The organism is Polyangium jinanense (assembly GCF_028435365.1).
Genome location: NZ_JAGTJJ010000006.1, coordinates 371,060 through 397,397, shown reverse-complemented (window position 1 = coordinate 397,397; position 26,338 = coordinate 371,060). Strand labels below are relative to the sequence as shown.

Below are 26,338 nucleotides of genomic sequence, written 5' to 3'. Positions count from 1 at the left end.
CGCCCCCGCCCCCCTGCGTCGACCCTCCGTCTCGGCCGATTTCGTCCCGTCCGGCCCCACCTTCGACGCAAAATTCAGACGCATTATGGCATGGCATCCCGATACTTCAAAATCGGGGCCGTCGGAAACTGCACCGTCCTTCGACCGAGACAGACCCTCGCCGCCCAGACGCGCGCTTCAGCGCCGGAAGGGCCTCTGCGCAGGACGCGACGCCGAAAGCGCATCCCGCAGCGATCGCATCACCGCCGCGCCCGCGAGCTCCGCGCCGCTCTGCACGAGCTCCCTTGCAAGCGCCGGCCGCACGCCCGTCACCATCGGCCGCGCGCCGAGCAGCCGCACGGCGCTGATGAGCCGCACGAGCTGGGCGAGCCCTGCGCCCTCCGAGGCCGTCGCGCCCGTCAGATCGAACACGACCACCTGCGCCCCGCGCTCCATCACCGCGGGCAAGAGACGCCGTTCGAGCTCTGCGCTCCGCGCCTCGGTCAAGGCCGCGACGATCGGCACCGCGACGACCCCTTCGGCGACGTCGAGCAGCGGCGCCGACAGCTCCAGGATCTCGCGCTGCTGCGCCTCGATCAGCGCCTCGCGCTCCCGCCGATTCGTCACGTCCACCTGATGCACGACGACCGCGTACTTCCCGGTCGCCGGATCACTCGTCCGCCGCGCCTCCACGGCGTGCCACCGCGGACCGTCGTTCGTGAGCGCGACGAGCTCCTCGTGCAGCACCTCCTGGGTCTTGGCGACCTTCAGGATCCGCGTCGCCGCGCTTGGGTCCTCGAACCAGGCCGACGGCGTGCTCGACCTGCCGAAGGCGCGCTCGGCGGCCGGGTTCGTCACGAGCACGGAGCCTTCCGTGGAGAGAAGCGCGACCATCGCGGAGACGTGCCGCAGCGCCTCGTCGCTACGTAGGATCCTCGGGTCTTGCTGCTCGGTCCGCACGTGGCCTTCGTAAAGCAGGGCGAAGCGGCCGTCGTCGAGCTCGATGGCGGACATGAAGACCCGCAGGTGCAAGGGCTCGCCGCGGGGATAGAACGTGAACGTGTGCTCGATGTGCGCGTCGCGGCCCGCGCACAGCTTGCGGAGCAAGCCCTCGTTGCGGCTGCGGGTCGCGGCGGAGGCATCGGAGTAGTCGCGGGTGAGGAACTCGTCGAGGTTCGGCGAGCGCCAGATCTCGAGGGCGGCGGCGTTCCCCCAGGCCATGCGGGCCCGCTCCACGTCGAAGACCCATACCGGCAGGCAGAGCCGCTCCACACCACGCAAGCGCTCCACGAGGGTGGTCTCAGGCATACGTCCCTGGCGGTATACCTCCGATCGGGGCGGAGTGTGGAGATGCTCGAGGCCTGAAATGTGCGGCGCGCGATGGCCGGTTGGCTGCGTCACGACAATACGTTGCCCGTGGTCGCGTATAGTGTCCTGGAACCAGAGTTTGTCGAAGCTCACCTCGCCCGCGCCAGCGCGAACACACTCTACGGGAGGATGATGCTGCCGCCCGTATGCTTCGACCGCCAGACCACCGCGGCCTGGTCCTGGCACTCCGTGGCGGCGGTGACGCTGGTGTCGTTTTCGGCATTGAACGTGGCCTGGATGCGATACTTGCGCGCGCGGCCCCCGGTATTGGTGGCGTTCGAGCGGAAGCGCGCGCCCACGCCGAACGCTTCGAGGTCGATCGTGTCGACACCCACGAACGTTCCAGCCTCGTCCGTGCACTGCACGGTGACGCTCACGAATACGCCATTGCCGTCGCAGCTCCCCGGCTGGCCGAACGGGACGGCCTTCGACGCGCAGATGGCCATTTCGCGCTCGTGACCCCACGAGGTCTCGACCCCCCCGCCGTTGTCCGGGAGCGACAGCAGGGTGGTGGCGCCCTTCAAGACCTGGATCGCATTCCCGGTGATCTGCGAGTCGGCGTTGAAGCTGCTCTGGAACGTCCCGATCGTGAAGGAGCTATAGCCCGTCGACGCATTGTAATCGTCGAGCGTCCCAGCCCAGCCCCAGCAGTTGAGACCCGAGTTGTGGTAGTCGAAGGGCTCGTTCGTGAGATTCTGGACCGCGGGCATCACGAACATCGGCGCGAGCTTTCGTGGCTCCGCGGGCACCGTACCGGTCCGGGCGACGACCTCCGCGTGGTGCTCCACGAGCCGCGACGGGACGGGCGTCCCTTCCGGCGCGAGCGCGAGGAAGACCTCGAGCGCGGAGGCATTCTGCTCGTGGAGCAGCGACGAGAGATCGACGTTGCCGATCTCCCAGAACCCGACGCCATCCCCCTCGTCGACGAAGATCACCTTCCCGCTGGACAGCTCCAGGGTCGCGATCTTTCCATCCACCTGTGCGCTCTCGGGCGCCGCGCCCGGCATCTTGATGCCGTCCTCGATTTCCGTCGTGGAATCGACGACGCAGGCCGGGAGCACGCAGGCGAGGAGGGCGAACGCGTGCAAAGCAACGGTCTTGTACATATGGCTTCGTCACTCTTCCTTTCTCGCGAAGGCGGATGCCGCTTGCGAAAATCCGTCTCGTCGGGTAGTTGACGAAGCCATCGCAAAGGCGATGCCAGCCGCGCACGATCGCCGAATGCGGCCTTTTTCCGCAGCGCAGCGGTGCGCGCATCCCATCCATGACACGACGCCGTGACGGGTGTCATGTCCGCGTGACGCTCGCTGTCACGGCCGCATGACACGGCCGCGTGATCCCCTACGGCCCGCCCCCGCCGTCTCCGTTTCCGTCTTCACCGCCCGTCGGCATCTGCGCCGAAATCCAATCTCGCACGCAGGCGAGCTCCTCCGGCGTCAGCGTTGGCTTTCCGATCGGCATCGGCGACCCGCAGCTTGGCAGCGGCAGCAATTTTTCGTAAAGCAAGCTCGATTCCGGGACCACCGGGTCCACGAGGATCCCCGGGCAATCGCGTCCCATCTTGTCGACGAGCCGTGAAACCACGCCCGGCGCTATCAAATCGAGCCCCGCTGCCGGCTCGGCGCCCTCGTGGCAGATCGACCCGCCGCAGCTCTTCGGAAAGAGCTCCGTCACGACGTCCGGGCAGGTGAAGCCGCCGCCGTCGAGGAAGCGGTCGGGGTCTTCCAGCCGACCGGGACAACCCGCGGCGAGCAGTGTGATCACGAGCGGCAAGAGCGCGGAGGCGAGCGCGCGCCGGAGGGAACGGTTTTCACGGGGCATAGTCGATCCCAAGCTTCACACCGCCGAATTGATCGAGCGCCCCGCCGGCCACGTACGCGTCGCCGGGCACGGGCACGAACGTCGAGAAGAACCGCGTATATCCGAACGAAAGCGAGATCTCCGTGCCCTTCGCGAGCGCGAATGCGACGCCGAGATCCGCGTCGATCCCGCCGAGCGTCGCATCACGAAACCGCTCGTAGAGCGCCCCGCCCGAGGTGGGCTCCAGATACTCGAATGCCGCCACCAGCGTGAGCGGCCCGGCGAGCCCGATCCGCCCGTCCAGGCCCACGCGCACGAGCCTGTAGCTCACCGTCGGGATCTCCGCCGCGAGGGGCCCCGTCTCCTGGAATGAAAAACCGAGCCAACCGTACCCCACGCGTGGCGCGACCACCGGCGCGCGCTCCCCGCGCCCGAGCCGGATCGGCACGCGGAGCGCCACATTCCCGCGATCCCAGCTCGTCTGGATATCGCGCCCCTCGGTCACGGCGGACGTGAGGTGCGGCGCGAACGTGTACGCCCCCGTGATCGCCACGCCTTCGAGCACCGGCACGCGTGTCCAGCGCAAGGGCTGGATCTCGCCGCCGAGGGAGATCATCGGTACCCCCACGACGTCGTACGGCCGCAGGTTCGTGGCGATCTTCAGCGGGTCCGAGTACGCGAACCAACGCGCCGCGACCTCCACGCCGAAGTGCAAGCTGCCCCCGACCGGCGAGGCGGAAGCGGGAGCGGCGGCGGATGCGGCCACGGAGGCGGTGGCGATCGCGGTCGTGATCGCGATCATCCCGGCGACGCGGCGGATTCCCCTTCTCGGCACGGCCCGCAGGGTAGCGATCTCTCCCTCGCCGTCGAGCCGAAGCACGCGTACGGCATCAGGAAATGGTCGACGGCCGGCCCACCTTCTTCTACGCTCGGAGAGCCGCGGCCAAGCCCCCGCGGATCCTTGCTCATGACCTACGCTGTGCGCTTGCCCTGGCTTCTCGGTGGCGCCCTCGCCCTTTCTGCGGCGGCGTCCCTCGCGGCTTGCTCGGGTCACATCGGCGACCCGCCGGGTGAAGATACCGGGGAGGCTCCTGCCTTCCAGTGCGTCGGCACGATCCCCGGCAAATCGCCCATCCGGCGCATGACCCGGTTCGAGTACAACAACACCGTCCGCGACCTGCTCGGCGACGACACCCAGCCCGCTTCGAGCTTCGTGCCCGAGGAAGAGGCCATGGGCTTCGACAACCAGGCCACGGCCCTCGGCGTCACCCAGATCCTCGCCGAGCAGTACATGGTCGCGGCCGAGCAGATCTCCGCCCGCGCAGTGAAGAACCTCGGCGCCCTGCTCCCCTGTGATCCCGAAACGATCGGGCAGCAGGCGTGTGCCACCACCTTCATCCAGACCTTCGGCCGCCGCGCGTATCGCCGCCCCCTCACGGACGACGAGGTCTCGCGCTTCCAGGACGTCTTCTCGTGGGGCCTCGGCGAGGACGGTTTTTCCAAGGGCATCGAGCTCGTCCTCCAGGTGATGCTCCAGTCCCCGCACTTCCTCTACCGCGTCGAGTTCGGCATGCCCGACCCCGTCGAGGCCGACGTCGTGCCCCTCTCCCCCCACGAGATCGCCTCGCGCCTCTCGTACATGCTCTGGGGCACCATGCCGGACGAGGCTCTCTTCTCCGCCGCGGACGAGGGACGCCTCGACACGAAGGAAGAGATCGCCAAGGAAGCGCGCCGCATGCTGGGCGATCCGCGGGCGCGCGAGGCCGTGGCGAACTTCAACGCCCAGTGGCTCGGCCTCTCCCACCTCGACAACATCAAGAAAGACAGCTCCACGTACCCCAAGTACTACGAGGGCATCCGCCCGCTCTGGCGGGCCGAGACCCTCGCGTTCCTCGAAGACGTCATCTTCGAGGGCCAGGGCGACATCGGCAGCGTCTTCACCGCCAACTACTCGATGCTCAACGCCGAGCTCGCCTCGTTCTACGGCGTCGAGGATGGCCCGGCCACGCAGAGCTTCGAGCGCGTCGAGCTCGATCCCACGAAGACCTCTGGCATCCTCACGCACGCGAGCGTCCTCGCCGCCACGGGCAAGCCGAACCAGACTTCGCCCGTGCATCGCGGCAAGTTCGTCCGTGAGCGCCTCCTCTGCCAGATCCTCCCGCCGCCGCCGAACAACGCCGCCTTCAACGCGCCCGACGTCCGCCCCGACGCCACCACGCGCGAGCGCTTCGCCGAGCACTCGGAGAACCCGGCTTGTGCGGGCTGCCACGTGAAGATGGATCCCGTCGGCTTTGGCTTCGAGCACTATGACGGCATCGGCCTCTACCGCGACACCGACCAGGGTTTGCCCATCGACGACTCCGGCGAGCTCGTCGACACCCGCGGCATCGACGGCCCCTTCGAGGGCGTCGTCGAGCTTGGCCGGCGCCTCGCGCAGAGCGAGGAGGCGCGCCAGTGTGTCGCCACCCAGTGGTTCCGCTTCGCCTACGGCCGTGTCGAAGGCGAGGACGATCGTTGCTCGATGAGCGAGATCCAGCAGGCCTTCGCGGCGAGTGGCTTCAACGTCCAGGAGCTGCTCGTCGCCCTCACCCAGACCGACGCGTTCCGGTATCGCCGGGCCGTCGTGACGCAGGCACCATGAAACAGAGGACCCTGAGCCGTCGCACGCTCCTTCGCGGCCTCGGCGGCGTGGCCGTTGGCCTGCCGTTCCTCGGGGCCATGGCCGATTCGGCCCGCGCCACCGCCTTCCCGAAGCGTTTTGTCGTCTTCTTCACGGGCCTCGGCACGGTCAAACCCGCGTGGATCCCCACGGGCACCGAGACCGACTTCACCTTCGGCCCCATCCTCGCCCCGCTCGAACCCTTCAAGAAGAAGGCGATCCTCCTCGAAGGCGTCGACTACGAGTCCGCCTACCACGGCCCCGGCGACCCGCACCAGCAGGGCATCGGCCATGCGCTCACGGGCACCGAGCTCCAGGAGGGCTCGCTTTTCCCGTACGCTTGCAACCCAGGCAAGATGGTCGGCTGGGGCGGCGGCATCTCGCTCGATCAGTTCCTCGCGGATCAGATCGGCCAGACCACGCGCTTCCCCTCGCTCGAGTTCGGCGTCCAGGTCCAGTACGCCAACGTCTCGGCGCGCATCTCCTACCGCGGCCCCGGACAACCTGTCCCGCCCGAGGACGACCCGTACCAGGCGTACACGCGCATCTTCTCGGACCTCGGCACCGACCCCGAGGCCCTCGCGCGCCTGCGTGCGCAGAGGAAGACCGTGCTCGACGCCGTGACCGGCGACTACAAGCACCTCTCCTCGCGCCTCGGCACGAGTGATCGCATGAAGGTCGACGCGCACCTCGAGGCCGTCCGCGAGATCGAAAAGCGCCTCGATGCGCCTGGCGTCATTGGCGGCTCCTGCAATCCGCCCGTCCTCGGCGCGCCGGTCGAGCCCCTCGAAAACGACAACTACCCGGAGATCGCCAAGACCCAGCTCGACCTCCTCGCGATGTCGCTCATTTGCGACCTCACGCGGGTCGCGAGCATCCAGTGGACCACGGTCCAGACGGGCAAGGTCTTCACCTGGCTCGGCCAGGACGAACCCCATCACACGCTCTCGCATTCGAGCGATTCCGACACGAAGCGGCAGCAGGCGCTCATCGACATTGGCAACTGGCACGCGCAGCAGCTCGCGTACCTCTGCCAGAAGCTCGACAGCGTCCCCGAAGGCGACGGCACGGTCCTCGACAACACCGTCATCCTCTGGTGCAGCGACATTGCGCAGGGCAACACCCACGCGCGCCGCGACGTCCCGCTCCTCCTCATGGGCGGCGCGGGCGGCGCGCTCGCCACCGGGCGATGGCACAAGCATTCCGGCGCCTATCACAACGATCTTCTGATCGCGATCGCCCATGCCATGGGCGTGCCCGTCACGACGTTCGGCAATCCGGCCTTTTGCAAGGGGCCGCTGCCGGGCTTGCTCGTCTAGCCCTCAAGCGGCCGCTCCACGCGCCACTTCCGCTCGAATTGCGTCCACGCGCCCCGCCGCGAGGAGCCCTCGGACGAGCGAGACCAGCAGGCCCCCCTTCGCGAAGATCTCTGCGATCCCGCTGGCGGACATGAACGCCAGGAAAAACAGGGCCGGCGCGGCCACGTACCCGAGGATCTGCGAGAGCAGCCAGATCCCGAGCGCCACCGCGAACGCCGCGTTCGGGGATCGACGCGACCAGGCCGCGCAGGTGATGAGCAGCAGGCCGAGGCCCCCGTTCGCGAGGAGGGGGAGCGTGTCCGCCCACGAATCGATCGAGGTCGACACGGTCTCGACACTCCGGGCCAGGTAAAAGACGAACAGCGCAAGCACGACGTACAACGCGCCGCCCACGAACAGCACCGTCGCCGACCGGCGCATGCTTTGTTTCGCCTCGCCGTACTCGGTGTGCGCGCGCTCCAGCCGCGCTTCGAGGTCGTCGCGCAGCGCCCGCGACACCGGCGTCTTGCACGCGGGGCAAGCGGTGTGCTGGAACGAGACGTCCGCTCCACATGGGCAAGGCACGCTCACGTCGATCATGGCTCGGGCGCGCAGCCTCGCACGGCGCGACGGCGCACGGAAGTACGTCGCATCCCACCTTGGGCCGAGCGTTCTCCGTCCTCCCCGCACCTTCCCTTTGCATCCGGCCGCATCTTTTGGCATCCATCCCCCATGATCCCGCGCGCTCGCCTCTCCGCTCCCTCGCTTTTTGTGGGCTCGGGCCGCGCGCGGCTCGGCGCCTTCACCCTCGCCGTTCTCGCGGCCCTCACCGCCCTCGGCTGCAAGCGCCCCGGCGCGGCCGCGCAGACCGACGGCGGCGTCCCCGACGACGCGGCTGCGCCGCCGCCTGCCGTCCAGGGCCAGAACGCGGTTCCCGAGCCCCCGCCGCCTCCGGACAAACCGCTCCTCGGCATCACGGCGTTCGTCACCACCGTCTACGCCGAGCCGCGCGACACCGCGAAAAAGCTCGGCTACCTGCGCGTCGGGGCCAAGGTCGCCCGCTCGGAAGAGCCTGTCGGCAAGGCCGGTTGTCCGGGCGGCTGGTACGAGATTCACCCGAAGGGCTTCGTTTGCGCCGGGGACGAGGCCACGACCGACCTCGAAAATCCCATCCTCAAGGCCGCCGCCAAGCGCCCGGACCTCAAGGCCGCGCTCCCGTATCGATATGCGTTCGTCCGGGCCGTCCTCCCCCTGTACGTCAAGGTCCCCACGGCCAAGCAGCAGTACGACTCCGAGTTCAAGCTCCAGGAGCACCTCGACTGGTACAAGCAGAACGAGGCCACGGTGAACCAGGTCGTCCTCGGCGCGCCCGACGTGCCGATCGACGATCGTGGCGTCCCCGTTCCCGGCAAGCACATCGGCGAAATGGGCCTCGGCAAAAATTCGCAGGAGCTCGCACTCGGCCAGCTCCTCGGCGGCGAGAGCGACGCGGATCCCATTCCTTTCTGGCTCGAAGGCGGAAAACGCCTCATCCCCAACATCAGCGATTTCAAGGTCCCTGATTTCGCCGTCTTCGCCGACCGCGCGCGTCGCCACACCGGCCTCTCGCTCATCGGCTCCTTCCCCACGGGCGAGGACAACCTCAATCGCCGCTTCGCGATCACCACGGATCTGCGCCTCGCGCCGAACACCAAGATCAAGCCCGACCTCGGCTCGCCCTGGCATGGGCTCGAGCTCACGGACGAGTTCTCGCTCCCGCTCGCGTTCGTCCGCACGCAGGGCGCCAAGACGTATCGCATCTCCAAGGGCAAGGCCATTCCCGAAGTCGACGTCGAATGGCGCAGCGTCCACGCGCTCGCCGGCACCATGAAGACCGTCGAGGGCGTCAAGTATTACCGCACCAAGGACAAACGCTGGCTCAGCCAGCTCGACGTCGGCCTCGCCGTCCCGCCCGCCTCGTTCCCCGAGGACGCCGAAAAGGGCAAGAAATGGATCGAGATCTCCATCACGAACCAGACCTTCGTGATGTGGGAGGGCAAGCGCCCCATTTACGCGACGCTCGTCTCCACGGGCAAAGCTGGCCTCGACGATCCCAAGAAGACCACGGCCACGGTCCGCGGCGTCTTCAAGATTCGCAACAAGCACATCACGGCCACCATGGACTCGAACGAGGGCTCGAGCGTGGGCGGCGCCAAGGTCACGACCGTCGCCGCCTCGCATTCGCCCGACGGTGGCGGCAAGGCCGCGGCGCCGAAGGCCGGCGATAAGAATGCAAAACCCGGCGGCAAGCCCGATCCCAAGGCGGCCGCGAAGGGCGGCAAACCTGCGGCGAAGCCGGCCGCCGCGAAGCCCGGCGCTGCAAAGGGCAAACCCGCCCCTGCGGCCGGGGGCGCCGAGAAGATCCCGACGAAGGGCGACGGCGAGTACGGCGTCACGCGGCGCCGCGGCGAGGGCACGTTCCAGCTCCGCGACGTCCCGTACATCCAGTATTTCGAGAGTGGATATGCGCTCCACACGGCGTACTGGCACGACGTCTTCGGCACGCCGCGCAGCCACGGCTGCGTCAATCTCTCCCCCGTGGACGCGCACCGCGTCTTCCTCTGGACCGACCCGCCCGTCCCGGAGGGCTGGCATGCGGTGAACGCAGGCGAGGATTTCGGGGAGGGGACCACGGTGATCGTTCATGAATGAGCCGGCCCAGGGCGCGGCCTCGGGCGCGCCGTACATATTTTACGGCGACCTCAATTGCCCATTCTGCCACGCGCAGAACGAGCGGCTCCTGGAGCTCTGTGCGGAGCGCAAGGTCGAATGGCGCGGCATCCGCCACATGCCGCACCTTCCCATTCCTGCGAAGAATACGACCCCCGAGCGTGAGGAGCTCCAGCGCGAGGTCCTCTCCGTGCGGCAACGCGAGCCCGCCGTCAGCATCAGCACGCCGCCGGCGCGGCCGAACACCGAGCGGGCGACGCTCCTCGTCGCGGCCGCTCGCCGGCACGACCCGGCCCGCGCGGAGTCCTTGAAGACGCTTCTGTATCGGGCCTTGTGGGTTCACGCCCGGGACATCTCCGACTCGTGCGTGCTCGACGAGCTCCGCCGTGTCGCGGGTTTGCCCGAGCTCATCGTCGGGGAAAACGACAAAAAGACCCTGGAGACCTGGCAAAAAGAATGGGAGCAGGGCCCGTTCGACCGGAGAATCCCGGTGCTCGTCTCGCCGCGCGGGGCACGCCTCGTCGGTATGGGCGAGCGTGGCCGCCTCGAAGTGTTCCTCCGATCCGGCATTCTCAATGCGGACGGAGCCGGCCACTGCGATTGACCGGGCTCGCCTTCCGGGAGGTCTCCGGCTAGGGTGCGCCCATGTTCACGGTCCACCGGTACCAGATCTTCCCGACGATCCCGCCGGAGCTCGCGCCACTCGTCACGATTGCGCAAAACCTCTGGTGGACGTGGACCCCGGCCGCGCGTGAGCTCTACGGGCGCGTGGACGCCGAGCTCTACGAGCGTGTCGCGCACAATCCGATCCTCCTGCTCAAGCTCGCCTCGCAGCGCCGCCTCGATGAGCTCGCGCGGGACGACGGATATCTCCGGGCTCTCTCCGCGGTCGAGCGCTCCCTCGGGGATTACCTCGACCGCTCCACCTGGTTCGACCGAAAATACGGCAAAAACGCAGCGTCGCGCGGCACCATGGCCTATTTCTCCATGGAATTCGGCATCCACGAGTGTTTGCCCGTGTATTCGGGGGGCCTCGGCGTCCTTGCCGGCGATCACCTGAAGAGCGCGAGTGACCTCGGCTTGCCGCTCGTCGGCGTGGGAATCGCGTTCTCGCAGGGGTATTTTCGTCAGAGCCTCGATATCGAGGGCTGGCAGAACGAGCGATATCCGCCGAACGACTGGCACGATTTGCCCGTCTCGCCCGTGAACGACGAAAAGGGCCGTCGCGTGGTCACCTCCGTCGAGCTCCCCGCACGTGCGGGGGCGGGCCGGCGCGAGGTCAAGCTCCAGGCCTGGCGCGCGCAGGTCGGCCGCGTCCCGCTTTATTTGCTCGACGCCGACATCCCCGAAAACCCGCCCGAGGATCGGGCGCTCACGAATACCCTTTACGGCGGCGACCGCGCGCACCGCATCTGCCAGGAGGTCCTGCTCGGCGTGGGCGGCGTCCGGCTCCTCTCGGCCATCGGCCAGGAGCCGCGCGTCTGCCATATGAACGAAGGCCATTCCGCGTTCCTCGCGCTCGAACGCGTCCGTCAGCTCATGGGGCGCACGGGAGCGCCTTTCGTCGCGGCGTCCGAGGCGGCCGCGGCGGGCCACGTCTTCACCACGCACACCCCCGTGCCGGCCGGAAATGACGCATTCGCGCACGACCTCGCTCTCCCGTATCTGAAGGTCCTCGGCGAGGGCCTCGGGCTCGGGGCCGAGGAGGCCATGCGCCTCGGCCGCGTCGAGCCCGATCGTCCCGGCAGCGAGTTCTCCATGCCGGTCCTCGCCATTCGAATGGCCGACCGTTACAATGGCGTCAGCATGCTCCACGGCCGCGAGGCGCGCGCCATGTGGAGCGTCCTCTGGCCTGGCCTCCCGGTAGACGAAGTCCCGATCGGCTCGGTCACGAACGGCGTCCACGTCCCCACCTGGCTCGACGGCGAGCTCGCCTTGCTGTATGCGAGTTACCTCGGCGCCGATTTCCTCGAACGTGCCGCCGAACCCGGCGTCTGGGCGAAAATCGCCGAAATCCCCGACGAGGTCCTCTGGGCCGCGCACGGCCGCCGCAAAGAGCGCCTCGTGAAGCAGATTCGCGCCCGCCTCGCCGCCATTTCCGCGCAGAAGGGGCGCGCCGAGGATCCGGCGCGGATCGAGCGCCTCCTCGACCCGAAGGCGCTCACCATCGGGTTTGCCCGCCGCTTTGCGACGTACAAGCGCGGCACGCTCCTCCTCCGCGACGCGGCGCGCCTCGCGCGGATCCTCCACGAGCCGCATCGCCCGGTGCAGCTCGTCTTTTCCGGCAAAGCGCATCCGCAGGACTGGGGCGGCAAGGAGCTCATTCGCGACATCGTGCGCGCGGGCATGGCCGAGCCTTTCCGCGGCCGCATCGTCTTCGTCGAAGATTACGACATGGGCGTCGCGCGCACGCTCGTCGCGGGCGTCGACGTCTGGCTCAACACCCCGCGCAGGCCCCTTGAAGCGAGCGGCACGAGCGGCATGAAGGCCGGCCTCAACGGCGTGCTCAACGCGAGCATCCTCGACGGTTGGTGGCCCGAGGGATATGCGGGCGACAATGGGTTTTCCATTGGCCGCGGCGAGGAGTACGCGGACACCGGCCACGGCGACCACGTCGAGGCCCAGGCCCTCTATCGATTGCTCGAAGAAGACATCGTCCCGCTTTATTACGAGCGTGATGCTTCCGGCCTCCCGCGGAGCTGGATCGCCCGCATGAAGCGCAGCATTACCACGATCGGCCCTGCGTTCAACACGACCCGCATGGTGCGCGAGTATGCCGAAAGGTATTACGAGCCTGCCCTCGCGCGACATCGCCGCTTGACGGAGGACGGCCTCCTCGCGGCGCGCGCCGCCTGCGAATGGAAGGCCCGCGTGCGCGCCGCCTGGGGCTCCGTACGTGTCGATTCCGTGGCGCAGCTCGGCCCCTCGCGCCTTCCGAGCGGCGAGCCTTTGCGCGTCGCGGCGGAGATCCACCTCGGCGCCCTCTCGCCGAGCGACGTCGTCGTCGAGCTTTATTATGGTCGCCCGGGCCCGAACGGCTCGCTCCGCGGCGCGGAGGCGGCTCCGATGCGTCACGCGGCGGATCTCGGCGGCGGCCGCCATCGTTTCGAGGGCGAAATTCCCACCGACGAGAGCGGTGAGCACGCTTTCGGCGTCCGCGTCATCCCGGCGCACGAGTCCTTGCCGGATCGTTACGCGGCGCGCCTCGTCCGCTGGCATTAGACATTTTCGCGTGACACGCGCCTGGCTTTCTGGCATGGGTAGGGCGCCCCCTCACGTCCCTCCCGATGCCAGATACAGCCATGTCCACCGCCGAAGCGGCCTCGCGCGAGAAGGTGCGCGACCGCGTTCTCTTCGTCGTCGTCCTGACCGTGTTCCTCGACCTCGTCGGGTTCGGGATCACGATTCCGCTCTTGCCGTTTTACGTGAAGCCGATGGTGTCCGAAGAGTGGTCGGGCACCGTCACGGGAATGCTGATCAGCAGTTATTCGCTGGCGCAGGCGCTGGCGACGCCGTACCTCGGGCGTTTGTCCGATCGGTTCGGCCGGCGTTTGGTCATCGTGCTGAGCCTGCTCGGCAATGCGGCGAGCATGGTGCTCTTCGCGGCGGCGGTGCACTACCAGGTGCTCTGGTGCCTGTTCGTGTCGCGTGTGCTCGCGGGGGCGACGGCGGGCAACCTGGCCGCGTGTCAGGCGGCCATCGCGGACGTGACGGACAAAAAGGATCGCGCGGCGGCCATGGGGCGGCTCGGGGCGGGGATCGGGCTCGGGATGATCATGGGGCCGGTGATCGGCAGCATGACGGCCAAGATCGCGACCTGGGCGCCGCCGATCGCGGCGGCCGTGATGGCCCTGGCCGACCTGATCCTCGCGGCGGCGCTCATGCCGGAGACGCGTCCCGTGCGCGAGCCCGAGCGCGGCGGGCACGACGCCTATCGTGGCCCCACGCGGGACGAGCCCCGGAAGGAGGCGACCTTCACGGAAATCGTCTCCGACAAACGCGTCGTCACGATCCTGCAGATGTATTTCTTGACGTTCATGGCCATGACGGTCCTGAACGTCGCGTTCCCGCTCCTCTCGCATGATCGTTTCGGGTGGACGGGTGAGCAGGTCGGCTACATGTTCGCGATCTTCGGCGTATCCGGGGTCGTGATCCAGGGCTTTTTGATCAAGCGCCTCTCGGCGCGTTTCAGCGAGCTCACGCTGGTCGAGTGTGCGGCCGCGCTCATGCTCGCGGGCTTGCTCTTCGCGGCGTTCTCGATGCATTCGTGGATGATGGTCCTCGCGAATGTCCTCATCGGCGTGGGCGTGGCCATCAACAACCCGTCCATTTCGTCGCTGGCGTCGAAGTTCGCGCGGGAGGACCAGCGGGGCACGGTGCTCGGCTATGCGCAATCGACGGGGAGCTGGGCGCGTACGATCTGGCCCGTCACGTGGGGCTTCATGTACAACCGCGTGGCGCCGATTTCACCGTTTCTCGGCGCCGCGGCCGGGGCGGCGATGTTGCTCGGTGTCGCGTTGATGTTGCACAAGCAGGCGGCGCTGGCTTCGGAGCAGGGGTAGGGGAGTCAGGGGGGAGACGGGGTATGGTGAGCGGCACGCCGCCGCGTACCGCTGTTAAAACCCGTTCAGCTCGTCCACCACCTGGAACAGCGCGCCGAGATCGTAAAAATCGACGGCCACGAAATTCGGGATCTGCCCGCCCTCCGTCTGGCATTTCTTCGCCCGCGCCGACAGCACCTCGTACGCGTTCGCCGTCTCGCCCCGCTCGGGCGTCGGGAGCGGCCCGATCCAGTGGTTCAAGAGAAACAGATCGTTCCCCTGCGTCCCCCGATTCGGCGCGCAGTTGAAGTCCTCCACGCTCTCGAACGAATACGGCGTGTCCCAGGCGATGTCCCAGAAGTGGTGATACCACGCGGGCGGCGGCCCCTCGTCCTCGGCGCCCACGACGAGCTGCTTTCCGTCGAGCAAAAGCTCCCGCAGCGTCGGCCAGGGGGCTCCGTCCTCATGCGCGTACGTGCGACCTGCGAGCCCGGCTTTCTCGAACACGCCCGCCGTCTCGTCGGGCGTGATGCCGTCCTGGATGATGAGCGTCACCACCTCGTGTGGGTGTGCGTCGAGGAAGACGCGCATCTCGACGAGCGCGTCCACGAGGAGCGTATGCCCGAGCTCGCAGATCGAGTGGCAGAGATAGAGATCCTCGTTCCAGCGGTGCGTATCGATCAACATCGCGCGGATGCCGTCTTCGAGCTGGCGTTTCATGCCGAAGTTCTGGTTCGGCGCGGCCCAGCCGAGCTCGAACGAGGACATGGCATTGTGCGTCGCGGGGAACGCCACCGCATCGAAGGGCCTGTCGCAGAGCTCTGCGCGGCCGTTGCATTCGGAGGGCGGTGGGGGCTTTTCGGGCCCCGGGTCCGGATTCGCCGGATCCCCGGAGCCGCAGGCGAAAAGCCCGAAGGAAGCGGTCCAAAGCAAAGCGTGAAGCGAAAAGCGTGTCCCGTGCACGCCCGCGAGCGTACACGGGATCGTCACCTGCGAGAAGTACAGCGTTCGACGCTTGGGGGCTCCGCTCGGCAGAGCCGAGCTATGCCCCCAAACCCCCTCAGCGCGCCTTCTTGATGCCGAGATCCACCTGGAGTTGCCGGCGGATCTTCTTGACGTCGGCGTTCGAGAGCTGCCGCAGGAGCTCCGCCACGTGGGCGCGCTCGTCCTCGGCCGGGAAGGTCAGGATGTAGAGCGGCGGCACGTCGAAGCCGAGCGCGAGGCGCTCGATCGTCTGGATCGTGATGGCGGCGAGCCCGTGCTCGACGCTCGAGAGGTGGCCTTTCGACAGTGCGCTCGCGTCCGCGAGGGCGGCGAGGGACATGTTTCGCTCGAGGCGCAGCTCACGGATACGGGCGCCCACCTGCATCGCAAACGGATCGGGAACGGATCGTCGGGGCATGGTCCTCGTCTTTCTCGGGCCAAAAAAGCGCGGCCCGACCGGCGAAACACGCCGGCAAGTCGTAAGTTCGTCGAAATGGAAGTCCCCGCGTGAATCGGCCGGATCTCACGGGGCCAGCCATCATGCACGTCCTCGGACGCACGGAGAATCAAAAAATGGTCCTCGATCGGACGTTTTACGTCCTACCGTGCCCGACGCGCCGTGACGCGGCGCGCGGGGCACGGTGGGACGAATTTTGTCCTAGCTGCGCTTGACGCGGATGCCGGTCTCCTCCTGGATCCGGCGGCGGATCTTGCGCACGTCGGCGTTCGACATCTCGCGGAGCAGCTCCGCCGTCTTCGCGCGCTCGTCGTCCGCGGCGAACGTGAGCAGGTAGAGCGGGGGCACGCCGAAGCCGAGCGCGAGCCGCTCGATCGTCTGGATCGTGATGGCGGCGAGCCCGTGCTCGACGCTCGAGAGATGGCCCTTCGACAGATAACAGGCGTCGGCGAGCTTGCCGAGCGACAATCCGCGCTCCTTGCGCAGCTCACGGATACGGGTGCCGACCTTCAGTGCAAACGGCTCGGGAACGGTTCGTCGCGGCATGATGATATGGTTCTCGGGCGACCCGGAAAAAAGGATCCCCGACCGGCCCTCCTGTGCCGGGATCTCTGAGGTTTCACGAGGACGTCTCTCCGTCCTCGCTGCGAAAGACTCGATCGCGAGATCGGGCGCGCCGGCGACTTCTCCGCGCCGCGCCGAACCCATCGAACGCGTCCATCTTGCATCCATTGGACGAACTCGTCACGCGCGAATTGTGAGTGGTAGGACATTGTTCGTCAGGGGACCGGCCTCCTTCCATCACCACGTGCGAGCGTGTATCTTCGTTCCGTCGTGGCGAACATGGATGCCGGCTTCGAGCGGATGGGGGCGCACGGGTCCCGACGAGAAGGAGCGATCCTCGTCGTGCGCTGGACCGGCGAGGTCACGCGGGACGACATGAAGGCCCTCTACGCGCGCATCGACGAGATGAGCCGCGACGAGCCCGCGGTCTATTGCCTCTTCGACAGGGCGCACTCGATCTCCGTGACGCGCGACGCGCGCGTCTGGGCCGTCCGCGAGGCCAAGGGCGCCAAGGCAATCCGCGGCGTCGCCGCCGTCGGCGCGTCCTTCCCCGTGCGTGTCCTCGGGACGATGCTGAACCGCGCCACGGACGCGCTCCTCAGGCACGGCGTGCCGCTCGCGTTCTTCGATACCGCCGAGGAAGGCCGCGCTTACCTCGAAGCCGAGCGGAAGAAACACGCCGCCCTTCGCTGATTTCGAATTCTCCGCATTCGCAAACGCAGCTCGGCCCGCCCTCCCGGCAGTTGACGATCGGGGGGGCTCGACCGGAGGTTTCCCGTGAGGGCGGCGTAGCGGCCCGGAGGCCTGTGGCTCTTCCGGTCTGGCCTCGCGCCCCGGGAGGCCATCGTGGGGGAGCCGAGCGGCGCGCCGCCGCGCGGATGGGATACGTCCGCGCCGAGGCCGGAAAGCACCATTCGAATCGAATCGATCCGGGTCGACTCCGATCACGGCACGCTCCGCGGCTGCGACGAGCCGAGCGGCTGGCGCTTTTCCGATCACGACTGCCCCGAGCCCGAATGGACGCCCGCGTCCCACGTCCCCGTGAGCCATACCCTCGGCGAAAAGGTCCGCCTTTCGCTCACCCTCGACGCGGCCGCGGTGCTGCCTGGCCCCGCCACCCTGAAGGGCGAGGGTCCGGGAGGGATCCAATTTCGACAAACCCTTCCGGTCTCTCCCGGGACGTCGGTGATCACGCTCGTATCCGACAATCCGCTTGCGCGCAAGCTCGACGATCTCTCGTTCGACGTGCGCTGGTCCGCGTCCGAGGCCGCGATCGTCGCGCCCGCCGTCACATCCATTCCCATGCTCGTCACGATGGGGCCGCCGCGCTCCACGCCCATCGCGCCCTACAAGGAAGACGGCGCGACCCCGCGGCGCGTGGCGAAGGCCGTGGAATGGGCGAAGCAGGCGAACAGCCTGGATCCGCACGCCATCGTCGAGAGCTTCCTGCGCCGATTCCCGTATTACGCTCTCCTCCCGAACCCCGACGTGCCCGCGGAGTACGACCACCCGCGTTATTTCAACGAAGTCGGCGGCGCCTGGCCGATGGTCGATTACGTCGCCGCCTCGGGCGAGTGCCAGGCCATCGTGCGCCTCGTGCGGGGCATGCTCGCGCAGATCGGCGCGCCGGGCGAGGCGCGCATGCTCGTCGTCTGGGCCGATCCGGATCAGGGCAACGGCGAAAAGCCCCTCGTCGCCGATTGGGAGAAGGAGCCTCGCGCGGGTTTGTCGAAGACGATACAGGTCGGCGAAAAGCGCCTCTCCGCGGCGCTCGTGGACGGCCCGGTCGTGGAAGGAAAAACCTACCCGCCCTCGCATACCCGCCTGCCCGACGGTAAGGTGAGCCCCGGCCTCAACCGATACGAGGCGTGCCTCGAATTCTCGCACGGCGGCACGACGCGTTATTATTGTGGCGGTGTCGGCGTCCTCTCCTCCAAGCACGACATCCTCAAGGTCTTCTGGGGCCTCGTCTGGGTCGAGTTTCTCCCGGACGAGGGATTTCGGGTCGAGAAGATCGTGCGGCGATACCGGAACGGCGAGGCATCGCCGCCCCGTGAAACCGCGCGCGACCGCATCCGCTCGTTTTTTCGTCGTTTTGCGAGGCGAATCTCATGAAATGGCTCGACGACATCGAAACCGCGCAATCCGAGGGCTTCGACGATCTCGACGGCCGCGCCGACGTGCCCGGCCAGGCCCTCGCCGAATCGAGGCACTGGGCCCGCACCCTGTTTGCCCAGGGAAAAAGCCCTTACGACGCCGCCCGTCCCGTCCGGCGCCTGGTCCATCGCGCCACCAAGGCCGCGCCGGATTTTCTGCGCCACGAATACGACGTGGACGACCTCCACCTCTCGATCGTCGAGGGCCGTTCGTTCGTGTTCGTCATCGTCTCGCGAGACAGCCTCGACGTGCTTGCGCTCCCCGAAGGCGAGCGCGCCGGGGCCATCGCGCGGATCGCCGCCACGCTCTTTCACCCCGTCTGCGTCTCCGGCGGCGTCTGCTTCCGCTTTCCCGAGCGCATCGAAGAAGGCTCGTTTTTCTCGACGAACCCAGATCTCGATCCGCGGCTCCTCGGTGCCTGGCAGGATCGCCTCGACGCCGGCATCCGCGGCGGCGAGCTCGTCTTCCTCGCCTACAAGCGTTTGCCCTGGATGGCCGGCTTCGCCGACCCCTTCGCGTGGCTCCGCGAGGGCGAACGGATCGATCAAAAGCCGCGTTTTCGTTTCCCGTTCCGGAGATCAGGCCCCAAGCGCAAGCGCCGCTGAGGGCCGGACTCGTCCATCGCCGAGGGGCGAGGGTGCTCGCAGGATCTCCTCCAGAATCGCGTCGGCCTCGTGCGCCACGCCGTCGAGCGCCTGCCCGAGCCGCGCGTGATCGGCCGCGTCGAGCGGCGCGAGCCCGAGCCGCGCGCGCACCCCGGAGACGCGAATCGCGACCCCCTCGCCGTATTGATACCCTTCGATCCACGGCCCCCGCTCGATTTCCGCGCGGAGCCGTTTCATCCGCGCGTCGAACGCGGCGCGCTCCTCCGCGGTCCGCTCGTGCGTACCGAAATGGTGCATCGTCGCGGCGGGCTCGAAATCGCCCTCGATCGCCAAAAACCCCTCCGTGAGGGCCGCGCGTGTCGCCTCGAAACCCGCGCGCCGGAGGAGCGCGCCGTCCAGGCACATCTCCCACGTGACGTGCGCGAGCAGCCCCATTCGTTTCGCCTCGAGCTGTGCCTCGCGAATGCGCGCCGCGACGAGCTTCTCCCCTTCGAGGAAGACGCGATCGCCGTGAAACCAATGGTCGACCGCCACGTGGTGCCGGATCCCCACGAGCACCTCCGCGAGCCGGCCTCCGAGCAAGCCGCCCATCTCGACGGGACGGCACGGCCGCACGCGCCTGTCCGCCATTCGCCAGAGGTCCGGCAGCATCGCGCCCGCGCCCGCCGCGCGTGAGCCCGTATGCGCCTCCGCGAGGTGCCTGTGCAGGAGAAAGTTCACCTTCGAAGCCTAGCACGCCTTCGTTCTTGCTCGGGCTTTCCATCGCGCCTCATGCGTGCTAGCCACGAGTCGCCCACGGGACCGGCCCCCCGGGCTCGGCCCTGGGCAGGAGACGAACATGAAACGTTTTGTGACTTCCTTGATCATGCTGGCCCTCGCCGGCGTGGGTTCCCTCATCGGCTGCAGCGACGACTCGAACAATACGACCGGCGGCCCCGGCGGCGGCGGCGGAAACGGCGGAAACGGCGGAAACGGCGGCGGCGGCGGCGGCGGCGACGTCCTCATCCCCATCGACGACATCGGCACCGCGACCGCCAAGTTGTACTGCGGGCTGGTCTACTCCTGTTGCACGATGGCCGAACAGGACAAGGCGTTCGAGGGCATTACCCCCAAGCCTCAGAACGAGGCCGAGTGCGCGCAGACCTTCAAGGGCATTTATGACATGCTCGTGCTCCCGCGCCTGAAGAAGGCCGTCGGGGAGGGCCGCATGGAGTACGACGGATATGTCGCGGCGAGCTGTCTCGACAAGCTCGAGGGATCCTGCACCGTGATCAACGGCGATCCTTTCGAGTCCGACCCCGAATGCCAGAGCGTTTTCATCGGCAAGGTGGCCGACGGCGGCGATTGCAGTGGCGACGACGAGTGCGCGGGCGCCGACTCCGTGTGCGTGGGCGATACCGATACGGAGCTCGGCAAGTGCCAGCCGCGCGGCGCGGCCGGAGCGGCGTGCGAGTTCGACGACGACTGCGCCACGAATTATTGCGACTTCCAGACGAGCATGTGTGCCGCGCAGAAAGCCGTCGGCGAGGCGTGCGCTGGCTTCAGTCAGTGCAAGGACTCGTATTGCGACTCCGTGACCAGCGTCTGCACGGCCAGGAAGGCCGACGGCGAGGCGTGCGTAACGCCCGACGAGTGCAGCGGCACGTGCGACTCGATGACGAGCACTTGCACCACGCCCGCGCCGATCTGCGACGGGATGTGACGTCCGCGCGGCGGTAGCATTCCTCGGCCCTCCCCACTGCTCCTTCCCACATACCGCCCCCCGCGGCCCGTCGCCTGTCGCCTCAAAGCGTCGTCCTCCGCCGGAGACACCTCCCGGGCAACCTGCTAGAGTAGCGCCGCCCGGGAGGGAACCCGGAATCGGAGGAGGACATGGAAGCGGCGCAAGCGAAGATCGGCCTCGTCGGCCTCGGGGTGATGGGAGAAAACCTCGCCCTCAACATCGAGCGGCATGGTTTTCCCATCGCCGTCTACAACCGCGAACCCCAGAAGGTGGACCACCTGCTCGCCACGCGCGCGAAGGGTCTCCGTTTCTTCGGGGCGCACAGCCCGGCCGAACTCGCGCGTGTCCTCGAACGTCCGCGCAAGATCATCCTGCTCGTGAAAGCGGGCCAGCCCGTCGATTGGACCGTCGACCAGATCCGTCCGTACCTCGAGCCCGGCGACATCATCATCGACGGCGGCAATTCCTGGTACGAGGACACCGAGCGCCGCCAGCGCGAGCTCGGCGCATCGGGCATTCGTTTCCTCGGCTCGGGCGTCTCCGGCGGCGAGGAGGGCGCGCTCTGGGGCCCCTCGCTCATGCCCGGCGGCGAGCGCGCGGCCTACGAGGAGATTCGCCCGATCTGGGAGGCCATTGCGGCGAAGGTCGACGACGGCCCGTGCGTCACGTACATCGGCCCCGGCGGCTCGGGCCATTTCGTCAAGATGGTCCACAACGGCATCGAATACGGCGACATGCAGCTCATCGCCGAGGCGTACGACATCCTCCATCGTGGCCTCGGCTTCTCCGCCGATCGCCTCGCCGAGGTCTTCGCGCGCTGGAACGAGGGCGTCCTCTCCTCGTTCCTGATCGAAATCACGGCCAAGATCTTCCGCGCCAAGGACTCCGAGACCAGCGCGCCGCTCGTCGACCTCATCCTGGACAAGGCGGGCCAGAAGGGCACGGGCCTCTGGACGTCCAAGGTCGCGCTCGACCTCGGCGTCGCCATTCCCACGATCGACGCCGCCATCATGGCGCGCCTCCTCTCGGGCAAGAAAAACGAGCGAATCGAGGCCGCGAAGGTCCTCGAAGGGCCTCGGCCCGGCGCATTCCAGGGCGACGAGAACGAAATCGTCACGGCCGTGCACGACGCCCTCTATGCCGCGAAGATCTGCTCCTACACGCAGGGCATGGCCCTCCTCCGTGCCGCCTCGGACACCTTCCACTGGGACCTGCCGCTCGGCGAGATCGCCCGCATCTGGAAGGGCGGTTGCATCATCCGCGCCCAGTTCCTCGACGGCATTCGCGAGGCCTACGCGAAGCGCCCCGACCTGCCGAGCCTGCTCCTCGACGACCGGTTCCGCGAGGCGATGGCGAAATCGCAGCCCGGTTTCCGCAAGGCCATCGCGTTCGCGCAGAGCCTCGGCATTCCTTGCCTCGCGTTCTCGTCGAGCCTCGCCTATTACGACAGCTATCGCTCGGCGCGCCTCCCGCAGAACCTCACCCAGGCCCAGCGCGATTACTTCGGCGCCCATACCTACGAGCGCGTCGACAAACCCGAGCTCGGCGCCGTGCACACCGACTGGCCCTCGCTCGTCGGCTGAGCGAAGTAGGGGCTTCCCCGCACCCGTCCGGTCGCCCCGCCGCTCGTTTTCGCTCCTCTCCGCTCGCCTGCCTGCCTGCTCGTTCTCTCTATCGGCCGCTCGTTCGCCCAGGAAAGCAGCAACGCCGCCCCCCTGATTCCCATCGAATGCTGCTGGATGCGCCCGCGGCGCGCTCGCCGTGCGGACGTCCGAGAAGGCACGAGGATGGCGGCACTCTTTCGTCCCTGGACCAATACGGCCTTCCGGATCGCGCTCATCGGTATCGTGGGCGGCGCCTTCACGCTCGTGGCCGCTCCCATGATCTGGGTGCGCACGCCGAACTGGCGAAAGCAGCTCGATCCGGTCGATCAACCCGTCGAGTTCGATCACCGGCATCACGTCCAGGATGACGGTATCGATTGCCTCTATTGTCACAAGGAGGCGACGGTATCCGCCACGGCCGGGATCCCCTCGACCGACCTCTGCATGGGTTGCCACAACCAGATCTGGAACAAGAGCCCCATGCTCGAGCCCGTCCGGCGGAGCTACTTCTCGGGTTTGCCCATTCCGTGGAATCGCGTCAACGACGTCCCTGATTTCGTCTACTTCAATCACGCGATCCACGTGAACAAGGGCGTCGGGTGCGTCAGTTGCCACGGGCGCGTCGACGAGATGGGCCGCGTCTACCAGTTCGCCGACCTGAGCATGAACTGGTGCCTCGATTGTCACAGGCAGCCGGAGAAGTTCGTCCGGCCGCTCGATCGGGTCACCGACATGACGTGGAAGGCCGCGGATCAAAGCACCCTCGGGCCGTACCTGGTCCGCGAATACGGCGTTCGAAGCGTCACCAACTGCACCGCCTGCCATCGATAGGAGAGCACCTTTGGGCAACGACGTACGCGCGCTCTGGGAGAGGATCCTCGCAGGCAAGACGGGCCGCGATTACTGGCGCAGCCTCGCCGAGCTCGTGTCCGAGGGGTCGCCGCCGGAGGACAGGCAAAGGGAGTTTCCCGAGGGGGCGGACGAGCGTCCGGACGAACCCTCGCGCCGCAACTTCTTGAAGCTCCTCGGCGCCAGCATGGCGCTCGCGGGCGTCACGGGCTGCGTCAAGGACCCCGTCGAGAAGATCCTGCCCTACACGATCCGTCCGCCCGAGGTCACGCCGGGTCTGTCCAAGTATTACGCGACGAGCATGACCCTCGACGGATTCGCGACGGGCCTGCTCGTCGAGAGCCGCGAAGGGCGACCCATCAAGATCGAAGGCAACCCCGAGCATCCGGCCAGCCTCGGCGCGGCGGGCGTCCTCGAGCAGGCGTCCATCCTCGGCCTTTACGATCCGTACCGCGCGCGGGCCGTCATGCAGAAGGGCGCGCTCACGTCGTGGGATGCGCTCGCGACGGAGCTCGCACGTCCGCGCACCGATCGGGGCGCCGGCCTCCGCATTCTGATCGAGCCCACGGCCTCGCCGCTCCTTGCGAGCCAGCTCGGCCGGCTTCTCGCGGCATATCCGGCCGCGCGCGTCACCGTGCATTCGTCGACCGAGACGGGCGCCGCCGCGCAAGGGGCCGCGCTCGCCTTCGGCCGCCCGCTGGTGCCGCAACTCGACCTCCGGAACGCCTCGGTCATCGTCTCGCTCGATTCGGACTTCCTCGACGGGCAGGGCATGCATTTGCGGCACTCGCGCCATTTCGCCGAGCGCCGCCGCCCGGGCTGGCCGAACCCCACGATGAACCGGCTCTACGTCGTCGAGAGCATGCCGAGCTGCACGGGCACGGTCGCGGATCACAAATTGCGCCGGCGATCGAGCGAGATCGGCACGTTCGCCGCGGCCCTCGCCGCCGAGATCCTCCTCGGCGGTAAGCCCCCTTCGGCCGTCTCGCCCGATATCATCATGGCGCTCCGCCCATTCCTCGGCCGTGAAGAGCGCGCCCTCGTCGGCGCTATTGCGAGGGACCTCGTCCGCGCGGGGAAAGGCGGCCTTGTCATCGTCGGCGACCGGCAACCCGCGCACGTCCACGCGCTCGGCGCGCTCGTGAACTCCGTCCTAGGCGCCTTCGGCTCCACGGTCTCCATGACCGATCCCATTCTCTGGAATCCTGCCGCGGCCGGGCAGGACCTCGCGGCGCTCGTCGCCGAAATGCGCGCCGGCGCCGTCGACACGCTCGTCATCCTGGGAGGAAACCCCGTCTACACCGCGCCGGGCGACCTCGATTTTGCCGGGGCGCTCGGCAGCGTCCGCCAGAGCTTTTACCTTGGCCTCTACGCGGACGAGACCGGCGCGCGGACGACGTGGTTCGTCCCGGAGACACATTACCTCGAAGCCTGGGGCGATGCCCGCGCGGGGGACGGGACAGCGTCCGTCGTGCAGCCGCTCATCCGTCCGCTCTTCGGCGGCCGCACGGACGTGGAGATCCTCGCGACTCTGCTCGGCGACATCTACCCGAGCGCGCACGCCCTCGTACGTGAGCAATGGCGGACGCTGCTCGGCGAGACCGATTTCGAGGCGCACTGGGAGGCGACCTTGCGCCGCGGCTTTTTGCCCGGCTCCGAGGCCCCCGTTGTCCGGGCCGAGCTCGCGCCGCCTGGGATCGCAGCGGCCCTCGCGACCCTCGCCGCCGCGCCCGCACCCGCGCCCGACCGGTACGAGCTCGGGTTTTACCACGATTCCAAGGTTCACGACGGCCGGTTCGCGAACAACCCGTGGCTCCAGGAGCTGCCCGATCCAACGACCAAGATCACCTGGGACAATGCGGCGCTCATGAGCGTCCGCACGGCGAGCGAGCTCGGCGTCGCGAACGACGACCTCATTGAAATCACGCTGCCCGGGTTCGATCCCACCGTGCCCGCGGTCACGACGAGCCCCCCGCCGGCCACGACCATCGTTTTGCCGGTGTTCGTCCTGGCGGGCCACGCCGATCGGGCCATTTCCTTGCGCCTCGGGTACGGCCGCGGGGCGGCATTGCCCGTCGCCGAGGGCGTCGGGAAAAACGTCCAGCCCCTCCGCCGCCAGGGCCGCTCGTTCCTCGACGGCGCGTCCGTGCGGCCCACGGGCGAGAAACACACCCTCGCGCAGACCCAGAAGCACTGGGAGCTCCACGACCGGCCGATCGCTCTGGCCACGACGCTCGAAGCATACCGCGACAAACCAGAGTTCACGCGCGGGCAGAAGGGCCCCGTGCTCTCGATCCTGCCCGCGGACGATTTCAAGGGCGACCAGTGGGCGATGAGCATCGACATGTCGATCTGCACGGGCTGCAGCGCGTGCGTCGTCGCCTGCCAGGCCGAGAACAACATCCCCGTCGTGGGCAGGGAGGGCGTCCTCCGGAGCCGCGAAATGCACTGGCTCCGCATCGACACCTATCACACGGGCGAGGTCGACACCCCGGAGGTCGTGCATCAGCCGATGCTGTGCCAGCACTGCGAAAAGGCGCCGTGCGAGTACGTCTGCCCGGTGAACGCCACCGTCCATAGCCCCGACGGGCTCAACGAGATGGTCTACAACCGCTGCATCGGCACGCGGTTCTGCTCGAACAACTGCCCCTACAAGGTGCGGCGGTTCAACTGGTTCGACTGGATGGAGGAGAAGCCCGGGTTCAACGGCGACATCCGTACGCTCCAGAAAAACCCCGACGTCACCGTCCGCGAGCGCGGCGTGATGGAGAAGTGCACGTTCTGCGTGCAGCGCATCCGGCGCGCCGAGATCGACGCTAGCATCGAGCGCCGCGCCATTCGCCCGGGCGAGGTCACGACGGCCTGCGCGGACGCGTGCCCGACGCGCGCCATTCGGTTCGGGTCGCTCGCGCACAAGGAGACCGACATGGTCCGCTGGCGCGAGGAGCCGCGCAGCTTTGGCGTCCTGCACGAGCTCGGCACGCTTCCACGCATTCGATACCTCGCCACGATCAAGAACCCGAACCCGGAGGTGGGTTGAT

The 26,338-nt window shown here is 67.9% G+C and carries 22 protein-coding genes; 13 read left to right on the top strand and 9 right to left on the bottom strand.

The genetic code is table 11. The features are described from left to right. Window positions 1-177: 177 nt before the first annotated feature. From KEG57_RS16670 to KEG57_RS16655, 4 genes are all read right to left on the bottom strand, one after another. Window positions 178-1,287, bottom strand: a complete 1,110-nt coding sequence (locus KEG57_RS16670) for an STAS domain-containing protein (protein ID WP_272418635.1) — start codon at window positions 1,285-1,287, stop codon at window positions 178-180. 179 nt (window positions 1,288-1,466) lie between these two features. After that, on the bottom strand, window positions 1,467-2,453 hold the full coding sequence (locus tag KEG57_RS16665) for a hypothetical protein (protein WP_272418636.1): 987 nt from the start codon (window positions 2,451-2,453) through the stop codon (window positions 1,467-1,469). Window positions 2,454-2,688: 235 nt separating this feature from the next. Beyond that, complete coding sequence (locus tag KEG57_RS16660; RefSeq protein ID WP_272418637.1) at window positions 2,689-3,168, bottom strand: hypothetical protein; 480 nt, start codon at window positions 3,166-3,168, stop codon at window positions 2,689-2,691. Continuing rightward, window positions 3,158-3,982, bottom strand: coding sequence for a hypothetical protein (locus tag KEG57_RS16655; RefSeq protein ID WP_272418638.1), 825 nt, complete (start codon window positions 3,980-3,982; stop codon window positions 3,158-3,160). The genes KEG57_RS16660 and KEG57_RS16655 overlap by 11 nt, the downstream gene beginning before the upstream one ends. Window positions 3,983-4,114: 132 nt before the next feature. On the opposite strand from KEG57_RS16655, the gene KEG57_RS16650 reads away from it, so the two are divergent. Together KEG57_RS16650 and KEG57_RS16645 are read left to right on the top strand one after the other, a co-directional pair. Next, window positions 4,115-5,788: a DUF1592 domain-containing protein gene (locus tag KEG57_RS16650; protein WP_272418639.1), complete on the top strand. Its 1,674-nt coding sequence runs from the start codon at window positions 4,115-4,117 to the stop codon at window positions 5,786-5,788. Then, the gene (locus KEG57_RS16645) at window positions 5,785-7,125 is read left to right on the top strand and encodes a DUF1552 domain-containing protein (RefSeq protein WP_272418640.1); all 1,341 of its coding nucleotides are present in this window, start codon (window positions 5,785-5,787) and stop codon (window positions 7,123-7,125) included. The genes KEG57_RS16650 and KEG57_RS16645 overlap by 4 nt, the downstream gene beginning before the upstream one ends. A 3-nt stretch (window positions 7,126-7,128) precedes the next feature. On the opposite strand, the gene KEG57_RS16640 is transcribed toward KEG57_RS16645, so the two are convergent. Next, complete coding sequence (locus KEG57_RS16640; protein WP_272418641.1) at window positions 7,129-7,704, bottom strand: hypothetical protein; 576 nt, start codon at window positions 7,702-7,704, stop codon at window positions 7,129-7,131. 132 nt (window positions 7,705-7,836) lie between these two features. On the opposite strand from KEG57_RS16640, the gene KEG57_RS16635 reads away from it, so the two are divergent. The 4 genes from KEG57_RS16635 (at window position 7,837) to KEG57_RS16620 (ending at window position 14,375) form a co-directional block, all read left to right on the top strand. Next, window positions 7,837-9,795: a L,D-transpeptidase gene (locus KEG57_RS16635; RefSeq protein ID WP_272418642.1), complete on the top strand. Its 1,959-nt coding sequence runs from the start codon at window positions 7,837-7,839 to the stop codon at window positions 9,793-9,795. After that, complete coding sequence (locus tag KEG57_RS16630; protein ID WP_272418643.1) at window positions 9,788-10,417, top strand: DsbA family oxidoreductase; 630 nt, start codon at window positions 9,788-9,790, stop codon at window positions 10,415-10,417. The genes KEG57_RS16635 and KEG57_RS16630 overlap by 8 nt, the downstream gene beginning before the upstream one ends. A gap of 41 nt (window positions 10,418-10,458) precedes the next feature. Further along, window positions 10,459-13,035 carry an alpha-glucan family phosphorylase gene (gene glgP / locus KEG57_RS16625; protein WP_272418644.1) on the top strand — a complete coding sequence of 859 codons (2,577 nt, stop codon included), beginning with the start codon at window positions 10,459-10,461 and terminating at the stop codon, window positions 13,033-13,035. An 80-nt stretch (window positions 13,036-13,115) separates the two neighbouring features. Then, a complete protein-coding gene (locus KEG57_RS16620; protein WP_272418645.1) occupies window positions 13,116-14,375 on the top strand; it encodes an MFS transporter in 1,260 nt (419 codons plus the stop codon). Between the two features lie 54 nt (window positions 14,376-14,429). Here KEG57_RS16620 and KEG57_RS16615 read toward each other — a convergent pair whose 3' ends face one another. From KEG57_RS16615 to KEG57_RS16605, 3 genes are all read right to left on the bottom strand, one after another. Next, window positions 14,430-15,344, bottom strand: a complete 915-nt coding sequence (locus KEG57_RS16615; protein ID WP_272418646.1) for a phosphoinositide-specific phospholipase C-related protein — start codon at window positions 15,342-15,344, stop codon at window positions 14,430-14,432. A 70-nt stretch (window positions 15,345-15,414) separates the two neighbouring features. Continuing rightward, complete coding sequence (locus KEG57_RS16610; RefSeq protein WP_272418647.1) at window positions 15,415-15,756, bottom strand: helix-turn-helix domain-containing protein; 342 nt, start codon at window positions 15,754-15,756, stop codon at window positions 15,415-15,417. Between the two features lie 240 nt (window positions 15,757-15,996). Continuing rightward, window positions 15,997-16,341: a helix-turn-helix domain-containing protein gene (locus KEG57_RS16605; RefSeq protein WP_272418648.1), complete on the bottom strand. Its 345-nt coding sequence runs from the start codon at window positions 16,339-16,341 to the stop codon at window positions 15,997-15,999. A gap of 297 nt (window positions 16,342-16,638) precedes the next feature. Here KEG57_RS16605 and KEG57_RS16600 point away from each other — a divergent pair, with 297 nt between their 5' ends. The 3 genes from KEG57_RS16600 to KEG57_RS16590 all read left to right on the top strand — a co-directional run bounded on the left by KEG57_RS16600 (window position 16,639) and on the right by KEG57_RS16590 (window position 19,121). Then, window positions 16,639-17,052 (top strand): SpoIIAA family protein, encoded by a 414-nt coding sequence (locus KEG57_RS16600; protein WP_272419260.1) that lies wholly within the window; start codon window positions 16,639-16,641, stop codon window positions 17,050-17,052. A gap of 153 nt (window positions 17,053-17,205) precedes the next feature. Then, the gene (locus tag KEG57_RS16595; RefSeq protein ID WP_272418649.1) at window positions 17,206-18,474 is read left to right on the top strand and encodes a hypothetical protein; all 1,269 of its coding nucleotides are present in this window, start codon (window positions 17,206-17,208) and stop codon (window positions 18,472-18,474) included. Further along, the gene (locus KEG57_RS16590) at window positions 18,471-19,121 is read left to right on the top strand and encodes a hypothetical protein (protein WP_272418650.1); all 651 of its coding nucleotides are present in this window, start codon (window positions 18,471-18,473) and stop codon (window positions 19,119-19,121) included. Before KEG57_RS16595 ends, KEG57_RS16590 begins: the two co-directional genes overlap by 4 nt. On the opposite strand, the gene KEG57_RS16585 is transcribed toward KEG57_RS16590, so the two are convergent. Beyond that, on the bottom strand, window positions 19,095-19,841 hold the full coding sequence (locus tag KEG57_RS16585) for a hypothetical protein (RefSeq protein WP_272418651.1): 747 nt from the start codon (window positions 19,839-19,841) through the stop codon (window positions 19,095-19,097). The two genes, KEG57_RS16590 and KEG57_RS16585, sit on opposite strands and share 27 nt — an antisense overlap. A gap of 118 nt (window positions 19,842-19,959) precedes the next feature. On the opposite strand from KEG57_RS16585, the gene KEG57_RS16580 reads away from it, so the two are divergent. From KEG57_RS16580 to KEG57_RS16565, 4 genes are all read left to right on the top strand, one after another. Beyond that, entirely contained in the window at window positions 19,960-20,823 is an 864-nt protein-coding gene (locus KEG57_RS16580; protein ID WP_272418652.1) for a hypothetical protein, read from the top strand. A gap of 170 nt (window positions 20,824-20,993) precedes the next feature. After that, complete coding sequence (gene gnd / locus KEG57_RS16575; protein ID WP_272418653.1) at window positions 20,994-22,427, top strand: NADP-dependent phosphogluconate dehydrogenase; 1,434 nt, start codon at window positions 20,994-20,996, stop codon at window positions 22,425-22,427. A gap of 204 nt (window positions 22,428-22,631) precedes the next feature. Continuing rightward, window positions 22,632-23,279 carry a cytochrome c3 family protein gene (locus KEG57_RS16570; protein WP_272418654.1) on the top strand — a complete coding sequence of 216 codons (648 nt, stop codon included), beginning with the start codon at window positions 22,632-22,634 and terminating at the stop codon, window positions 23,277-23,279. A 10-nt stretch (window positions 23,280-23,289) separates the two neighbouring features. After that, window positions 23,290-26,337, top strand: coding sequence for a TAT-variant-translocated molybdopterin oxidoreductase (locus KEG57_RS16565; RefSeq protein ID WP_272418655.1), 3,048 nt, complete (start codon window positions 23,290-23,292; stop codon window positions 26,335-26,337). Window position 26,338: the final 1 nt, after the last annotated feature.